Origin of the sequence: Veillonella sp. oral taxon 158, from assembly GCF_018376515.1 — a bacterium.
GTDB classification, from domain to species: Bacteria; Bacillota; Negativicutes; order Veillonellales; family Veillonellaceae; genus Veillonella; species Veillonella rogosae.
The window spans coordinates 22,280-30,811 of sequence record NZ_JAHABE010000016.1 but is presented as its reverse complement, the minus strand read 5'-3'; the positions used below and the strand labels follow the sequence as shown (position 1 = coordinate 30,811).

General features: G+C 38.8%; 5 protein-coding genes. 3 read left to right on the top strand and 2 right to left on the bottom strand.

Annotated features, from left to right (window positions below):
- Positions 1-632 precede the first annotated feature (632 nt).
- Genes KH364_RS08585 through KH364_RS08575 form a run of 3 tightly spaced genes read left to right on the top strand, consistent with a single transcriptional unit; the run spans position 633 to position 4,764 of the window.
- Positions 633-1,400, top strand: a complete 768-nt coding sequence (locus tag KH364_RS08585) for a methionine synthase (protein WP_273299347.1) — start codon at positions 633-635, stop codon at positions 1,398-1,400.
- Between the two features lie 49 nt (positions 1,401-1,449).
- Positions 1,450-3,885: a homocysteine S-methyltransferase family protein gene (locus KH364_RS08580; protein ID WP_273299346.1), complete on the top strand. Its 2,436-nt coding sequence runs from the start codon at positions 1,450-1,452 to the stop codon at positions 3,883-3,885.
- A 21-nt stretch (positions 3,886-3,906) separates the two neighbouring features.
- Positions 3,907-4,764, top strand: coding sequence for a methylenetetrahydrofolate reductase (locus KH364_RS08575; protein WP_273299348.1), 858 nt, complete (start codon positions 3,907-3,909; stop codon positions 4,762-4,764).
- A 171-nt stretch (positions 4,765-4,935) separates the two neighbouring features.
- On the opposite strand, the gene rsmG is transcribed toward KH364_RS08575, so the two are convergent.
- Both rsmG and mnmG read right to left on the bottom strand, forming a co-directional pair.
- A complete protein-coding gene (gene rsmG, locus KH364_RS08570) occupies positions 4,936-5,688 on the bottom strand; it encodes a 16S rRNA (guanine(527)-N(7))-methyltransferase RsmG (protein ID WP_273299345.1) in 753 nt (250 codons plus the stop codon).
- Positions 5,689-6,576: 888 nt separating this feature from the next.
- Positions 6,577-8,448: a tRNA uridine-5-carboxymethylaminomethyl(34) synthesis enzyme MnmG gene (gene mnmG / locus KH364_RS08565; RefSeq protein ID WP_273299344.1), complete on the bottom strand. Its 1,872-nt coding sequence runs from the start codon at positions 8,446-8,448 to the stop codon at positions 6,577-6,579.
- Between the last annotated feature and the right edge of the window lie 84 nt (positions 8,449-8,532).

Genomic DNA, 8,532 nt, shown 5'->3' with positions numbered 1-8,532 from the left:
GTAAGCTGTTGAATTACAAAACGCCTCAAGAAGTCTTCATTGAAGAAGTTAATAAAGTTATGGATTTACAGAGTGTTCAATTTCATATTGCAATTTAAGGAAGATAAAATATATAAAACATAATCAATGAACAAAAAATAATTCATATTATGTTTCACGTGAAACATTTATATAAATCAAGTTTATTTACATTAAACTTTAGATATTGTAACTATAATAACTAATAAAAATATTAAGAGTACAAATATAGTTATATTTATATTACAACTATAACTATGTTTATATTAATCTGTAATAGTTTTAATAATGTAATTATTTTAGAGCTTTAATTGTATATTAAAAGGATTAATTACTATATATAGTGTAAGAAAGCTAATAACTTTTATTATAAAACTACATATAGATATAGCTTAAAGCTATATCTATATGCTACTAAATTATATGAGAATACAGGCCCCATAAGCTTTGACAGGCTTTCATCATATCTATATACTAGTAACTAGGTAGTAATTAGATTGATAATTCTTAATATAATTTAATTGATTATATTATATGATCTAAAAATGCAAATAATAGTAAGCACACGCTCTACGGATACGCAGAGCTTTTTATTTTGAAAAGGAGGCGTTTCCATGCCCATTTATAACGGAATGCTTCCTGCCATCGATAAAGCAGAAGTAAAACGATACGCAGGACTTCGTCACGCTGAGGATTTCCCACAAAATTATGTTGACGAAGCATGTAAGGAAATCCAGTTATTAGCTACACCTAAAGGTGTATACCAAGAATATGATTATGATGCAGAAAACAAGGTAATTCTGAGTAATCCACCACTTAAAATTGAAGGTTCTATCATTGAAAAACACTTAGAAAAATCTACAAAAGTATATGTACTAGGTGTAACAGTAGGTGAGGATGTAGAAATTCGCAGTGAGCAATTGTTTAAACAAGGCAATTATACAGTAGGCTTATTACTTGATGCAGCAGCAACTACAGCAGTAGAGCAGGTAGCGGATCAAGTAAACGAAGTAATCAATACAATTGCTAAGAAACAAGGTTATAAACCTACATGGCGTTTTAGTCCTGGTTATGGTAACTGGCCATTAGAAATCCAACCGCATTTAGCAAAAATTATCAAAACAGAGCTAATCGGCTTACAAGTTACGGAGAACTTTTTATTGTTCCCACGTAAGTCTGTAACGGCGATTATCGGTTTAATGCCAGCAAATGAAGACCTTAAAACAAAACGAGGCTGTACTTCTTGTTCACAACAAGACTGCGCATCTCGTAAATTACCTGAAAAAGCAACTACTAACGACCAAAATAAGGCAGAGGAAGATAGTAGTAAAACTACTGCTGATGTATCAGGTATCGCTATGAAAGGCCAACCAACAGAATAATGTTTCACGTGAAACAGTTATAATTTTAGGATGCTAAAGGAAGATGTTTATGTATATTTTTGATGGTGCTATGGGCACAATGCTGCAAGCAGCAGGCTTAGAAGAGGGCTATTGTCCAGAGCTATTTAATGTAGAAAGACCAGAAGTTGTAAAGAATATTCACGCACAATACTTACAACATGGTAGTGATGTTATTACTACCAACACATTCGGTGCATGTGGTCTAAAATTAGAAGATTACGATTTACAAGATCGAGTAAGAGAAATTAATATTGCAGCCGTAAAGGTAGCAAAAGAAGCTATTGCAGAGGTTAAACCATCTGCTCGTGTAGCTGGCTCTATGGGTCCTACAGGCCGTTTTTTACAACCACTAGGCAATATGAGTTTTGACTCTATTTATGACACGTACCGCGAACAAGCAGATGCATTAATTGAAGGTGGCGTAGAGTTCATTATCATTGAAACTATTATCGACGTACAAGAAATGCGTGCCGCATTATTGGCATCTCTTGACGCTCGTGAAGCAGCAGGGAAGACAAAGGAAGATGTACAAATCATCTGTCAGTTTTCTTTCAGTGAGGACGGACGTACTATTACAGGTACACCGCCTGCAGTAGCAACTGCTATCGTGGAAGCTATTGGTGCTGATATCATTGGAATTAACTGTTCTCTTGGACCTGAACAAATTACACCGCTTATCGAAGAGATTGCTAGCGTTACTAATTTACCAATCAGCTGCCAACCAAATGCAGGTATGCCTCAACTGATTAATAAACAAACTGTATTCCCACTTACAGCAGAAGAGATGGGCCCATTGATGCTTCCAATCGTTGATGCAGGGGCTAGCTATGTAGGCGGCTGCTGCGGTACAACACCAGCTCATATCCAATCTATTTCCGACGCTGTAAAAGCACATACTCCTAAGGAGCGTGCTCATGTCGAACCTAAAACAATCATTACAAGCCGTACTAGATTGTTAGAATTAGGTCACAATACAAAACCACTTATCATTGGTGAACGTATTAACCCAACAGGCCGTAAAGTTTTAGCCCAAGAATTACGCGATGGTTCTTTCATCCGTGTAAAACGCGATGCGTTAGACCAAGTAGAAGCAGGTGCAGACATTCTCGACGTAAACATGGGTGTAGCTGGCATGGACCAAACTCCATTGATGGAGCGTGCTATCTTTGAATTATCCATGCTCGTTGAAACTCCATTGTCCATTGATACATTGGATCCATCAGCCATGGAAGTAGCTCTTAAAAACTACCCAGGCCGCGCCCTAATCAACTCCGTAAATGGGGAGGAGGAGTCCATCACTCAAGTTATGCCTTTGGCTAAACGTTATGGTGCAGCATTACTTTGCTTGCCAATATCTAGTGGTGACCTTCCTGAAAAAGCAGAGGACCGCGTTGCTTTAGCTGAAAGCATCGTAAATCGCGCTTACGGCTATGGTCTTCAACCACATGACTTATTACTTGATCCATTGGTATTAACACTTGCCAGCGGTGAAGATAGTGCACGTCAAACATTGCGTACATTACAGTTATATAAAGAGAAATTTGGCTTCCCAACAGTAATGGGCTTGTCCAACATTTCCTTCGGTATGCCACAACGTCCATATTTGAATGGTCAATTCTTAACAATGGCTCTTGCTTGTGGCTTAACAACACCGATTATGAATCCATTAAATTATCCAGCTAAAAAAGCTTTTGTATCTAGTACAACGCTATTAGGTTGGGACCCAGGTTCTGCTCAATTCATTAAAGAATATGGCTACGAAGACGAATCAAGCGCACCAGGGAACTCCGCTCCGAAAGGTCCAGAGAAAAAATCCTTCGACAGCAATGATCCATTAGCAAATATCCGCGCTTGTGTAGAACAAGGGGAGAAGGAAGCCATCGTTGAGCTTGTTAAAAAAGCCTTAGCAGACGGCATGGACCCATTAGATATTACGAAAAAAGGCTTATCTGAAGCGATGAACGTAGTAGGGGACAAATTCGGTTCTGGTAAATTATTCTTGCCACAAGTAATGCTTGCTGCTGAAACAATGCAGGCTGCTTTCAACACCATTAAAGAAATCATTCCTGCTAGTGAAAGTTTAGATAAAGGTACAGTCGTTGTAGCAACAGTTAAAGGCGACATCCACGATTTAGGTAAAAATATCGTAGCGGCCTTGCTTGAAAACAATGGTTACAAAATCGTCGACCTCGGTAAAGACGTTGATCCAGAAGTTATCGTTCAAGCTATTAAAGACAACAAGGCGGCTCTCGTTGGTATCTGTTCCTTGATGACTACTACAATGCCTCAAATCGACAATACTGTCGCTGCAATCCGTGCAGCAGGCCTCAAAACTAAGATCATGGTAGGTGGCGCCGTAGTATCCCAAGACTACGCAGATCAAGCGGGTGCAGATATCTACGCTAAGGACGGTATCGCAGCCGTTAACCACGCTAACGATTTCTTTGAAACTTTAGAGAAATAATTTTTAATAAAGAGGTACATGATGACATTAAGAGAGAAACATCAACAAGGAAAGTTCACTATTACAGTTGAATTAGACCCACCGAAAAGTAGTTCTGCGGAAAAGGTTTTTGAACAAGCGGCTCGTTTGAAAGGGAAGGTTGATGCTATCAACATCGCTGACAGCCCTATGTCCAAAATGCGTATGAGCCCAATTTCCTTGTCCTACTTGTTACAACACAACAAAGAGATCGAAACGATTTTCCACCTTACTTGCCGCGATCGTAACATCATCGGTTTGCAATCCGAATTGCTTGGCGCTGCGGCTTTAGGCGTACACAACATTTTAACCCTTACTGGGGATAAACCAGATAATGGGGACCATCCATTTGCACAATCCGTATTCGAAGTAGATTGCATGGGCTTGCTCAACATTGCTAAAACATTAAATGCAGGTAAAGACCTTGCAGGCAACGACTTAGATGCACCTACAAGCTTCTACATTGGTGCTACTGGTAATCCTGGTGCTCCAGATTTAGAAATTGAACGCCAAAAATTGGCTGCCAAAATCCAAAATGGCGCGCACTTTGTTCAAACACAACCGATTTACGATTTAGAACAAGCAAAACGTTACATCGATATAATGTCTGAATTCGATGTACCTATTATGCTTGGCTTGATTCCACTTAAAAGCTTCAAAATGGCTACATACCTACACGAAAAAGTGCCTGGGATCAACCTTACGCAAGAGATCCTAGACCGCGTTGAAAAGGGCGGCAAAGAAGCGGGTACAGAAATTGCTATCGAAACATTAGAGCAAATCAAAAAAATCGCTGCAGGCGTACATATTATGCCTTTAAACGATATCGATACAACATTACATATCATTGACCACGTATAAGTCATTATAAGATTAACATAGAACACCTTTCCCACGGCCTCCATAGTGAGCTAGTCGACCTTAGGGAAAGAGAAAGAGGATGCAAATCTATGATTTGCATCCTCTTGTTATTTATATGGGACAGTATTTGTTTATATTTGGCTTACAAGCAACTATATTCCCCTTTAAAGATTACACTAGCGGTTTGTCTTTAATTTCTTTTGGTTTGCGTGGATATTGCTTAGGTGTTTTACCTGTTTTCTTGATGTACAGGATAGCTCGTTTATCATCTAAGGTTGGCAGCGTAACAGTTCGTACTTCTTCAAGCTTAGCTTTTAGTGTACTGAGTGCTTTATTGGACTCTCCCACTTCTTCTTCGTAGATAGCGCCTTTTAGAGCAATTACGTAGCCACCTTCTTTTACGTAGGGCACAGTCCATTCCAAGAGAATAGGTAAACGTGCCACTGCACGGCTCGTAGCAATATCGAAGCTTTCACGGTAATCTTGATGACTAAGATCCTCGGCACGGCCATGTAAGGTGGTACAATTCGTCAGTTTTAGCTCATCCATAATAGATTCTAGGAAGGTAAGACGTTTTTTCAAAGAGTCAAAGAGCGTAACCTTAAGGCTACGGTCATAGATTGCCAACGGAATACCAGGGAAACCAGCGCCAGTGCCAACATCGATAATAGACATGCCAGATTTAATGATATTTGAGTCATAGCAGGAGAGGGAGTCGATCATATGCTTTACTACAACCTCTTTCATATCTGTGATGCCCGTAAGGTTGAGGTATTTATTTGTTTCAATCATACGTGCGTAATACACATAAAAGTCTTTTGCTTGTTCTTCCGTACAGGGCAGACCAAATTTGGTCATTTGCTCCATCATGTATGAAACAAATTCAGACTCCGGTGCGATGGGCACATCGTATTTCTCTTTCATAAGTACTCCTAATAAATTATTCGATATTTATATAAAGTAAAAGCTATCAAAATCTATACAATACAACTCATGTCATATAGCTCATCATATAAATAAATCTACGTAATTAACAATGTAATTAACAATATGTGAAATAGTAAAATAGTATTTCTAATTTTAAATGCTACAAAACTCAAAAATTTAAGCTATACAACTTATTTGATCCATTTTATATAAGTTTATATATGAAAACTAATAAAAAGACCTTACAAGCGAAATATTTAAGTATTATTTCTTTATATTATAGCATATTCTCAACTTATTCTCATTTACAAACCAAATCTATGACCTACGCAAAACAAAATAGGGTAGGGGAGAAACGTTATACCTGTATTATCATTTAAAATAATTAATTGAGAAATTGGTCCATCTTTTTGACTTATCTTTTGTGTATTTTGTCCTATTTTAATGTGTATCTAAATTTCACAGTTTATTTCTAATTTATCACCATGAACGTTTTCTTCATATAACGATTAAATTGTCTATTTCTAATGTACACTTAATGTACTTCTCTAGTGTACATTTTTTATAGATAGGATAATTAAGGTTTTATAAATATTCATATAAATATACAAATATTTACTTATATAAATCTCTATTACATATATAAAATAAAACTTGCTACTTGCTAATAAACTTATTTATAGATACACTACCCATTAATAAGGAGGTGGTACCCATGAAACAGACATTTATGTGGATATTATTTAAAATGGGCTTATCATTATTTACTCCAGACTATATGATCGAAGGTCGAGAAATAGATGAACATCAAGAGCGGGAAGCCTTATAACACAAAAAGCTAGCTAATCACACATTAGCTAGCTTTTTTATATGTAATCACATATTTTATTTGCTTCGGTTATATTGTTCCAATTGAATCAACAAAACAGACACGTCCGCCGGGGATACGCCAGAGATACGGCTTGCTTGGCCGATGGAGTGAGGGCGTATTTTGTTGAGCTTTTGTTGTGCTTCAAGGGAAATGCCCTTAATTTCTGTATAATCCCATTCTTTTGGAAGAATTTTTTCTTCTAGTTTGCGAACCTTATCGACTTGGTCCATTTGTTTTTTGATGTACCCTTCGTAGGTAATAGAAATGTCAACAGCTTCTTCTACGTCAGGTGTATAGCGTTTCAAACCAAATGCATCGGCTACGACAGCATAGGATAGCTCGTTGCGTTTTACCAAATCGTAGGCGTGGATACCCGTTCTAATAGGTGCTGTACCTAAGCTTTCAAGCAAGGCTTGCGTTTCCTTAGATGGATTTACAGGTGTGTTTCGTAAAAGCTCCATAGCTTCTTCGATATTAGCTTTTTTAGCAGTAAACTTAGCCCAACGATCGTCTTTTACAAGACCGATTTCACGACCTTTTTCCGTAAGGCGCATGTCTGCATTATCTTGACGAAGCAATAGGCGGTATTCACTGCGACTTGTCATCATACGGTACGGTTCATTTGTACCTTTTGTTACGAGATCATCGATAAGAACACCGATATACGCTTCGGAGCGAGCAAGGATGAAAGGTTCTTTGCCTTCAATCCACAAGGCTGCGTTAATACCAGCCATTAAGCCTTGAGCCGCTGCTTCTTCATAGCCAGATGTACCATTTGCTTGACCAGCAGAGTAGAGGCCTTCAATATGTTTTACTTGAAGCGCTGGCGTCAATTGCGTTGGGTTCAAGCAATCGTATTCAATAGCGTATGCAGGACGCATGATTTCTACGTTTTCAAGACCAGGGATAGTACGCAAGAACGCATATTGTACGTCCATAGGAAGAGAAGTACTCATGCCTTGTACGTACATTTCGTTTGTGCCAGTACCTTCTGGTTCCACGAATAATTGATGGCGTTCTTTGTCGGCAAAGCGCACTACTTTATCTTCGATAGAAGGGCAGTAACGAGGGCCTACACCTTCAATTTTACCGCTATACATTGGAGCGCGGTGAATATTGTTATGAATGATTTCATGAGTTTTTTCGTTAGTATAGGTCAACCAACATACATCTTCATTACGGTTGATCCATTCATCCATGAAGGAGAAGGAGTGATGATGCGTATCGCCTTCTTGGACTACCATATTTTCAAGGTTAAGAGTACGTTTATCTACGCGAGCTGGCGTACCAGTTTTAAAGCGCATCAACTCAATGCCATTGTCCAGCAAGGATTGAGAGAAATGTTCTGCTACGCGTTGACCATTTGGGCCACCTACGTAATCGATATCGCCGATGAGGATTTTACCTTTCAAATAGGTACCAGTACAAAGAATAACAGCCTTAGCGCCATAGAATTCGCCAAGCTCTGTAACGATACCTGTTACTTTGCCGTCCTCAACCTTAAGCTCAGTCACCATAATTTGCTTAACATTGAGGTTCTCAGTATTCTCTACCGTTTGTTTCATCAAATGTTGGTATTTAACTTTATCGGATTGGCAACGCAAAGAATGCACGGCAGGGCCTTTACCCATGTTGAGCATACGCATTTGAATAGCCGTAGCATCTGCGTTAATACCCATTTGGCCGCCTAAAGCGTCAACCTCTAAAACAAGATGGCTTTTACCAGGTCCACCCACGGCGGGGTTACACGGCATAAGCGCAATATTATCTAAACTGATAGTCGCCATCAACGTGCGATGACCCATGCGGGCAGCGGCAAGAGCCGCCTCACAACCAGCATGACCACCACCGATGACGATGACATCATAATTATCTACTGTGTACATATCAATTGAATTCCTTATAATTGTTACTTATTGTGAAAGTTTATTTTACTCAAAACAACGAGGCCGAATATCCCAGAGTCCAGT

What these genes read in the sequence shown, in the direction of transcription:
- KH364_RS08585 (WP_273299347.1), top strand. Translation starts at nt 633, where the DNA reads ATGCCCATTTATAACGGAATGCTTCCTGCCATCGATAAAGCAGAAGTA.
- KH364_RS08580 (WP_273299346.1), top strand. Translation starts at nt 1,450, where the DNA reads ATGTATATTTTTGATGGTGCTATGGGCACAATGCTGCAAGCAGCAGGC.
- KH364_RS08575 (WP_273299348.1), top strand. Translation starts at nt 3,907, where the DNA reads ATGACATTAAGAGAGAAACATCAACAAGGAAAGTTCACTATTACAGTT.
- rsmG (WP_273299345.1), bottom strand. Translation starts at nt 5,688, where the DNA reads ATGAAAGAGAAATACGATGTGCCCATCGCACCGGAGTCTGAATTTGTT.
- mnmG (WP_273299344.1), bottom strand. Translation starts at nt 8,448, where the DNA reads ATGTACACAGTAGATAATTATGATGTCATCGTCATCGGTGGTGGTCAT.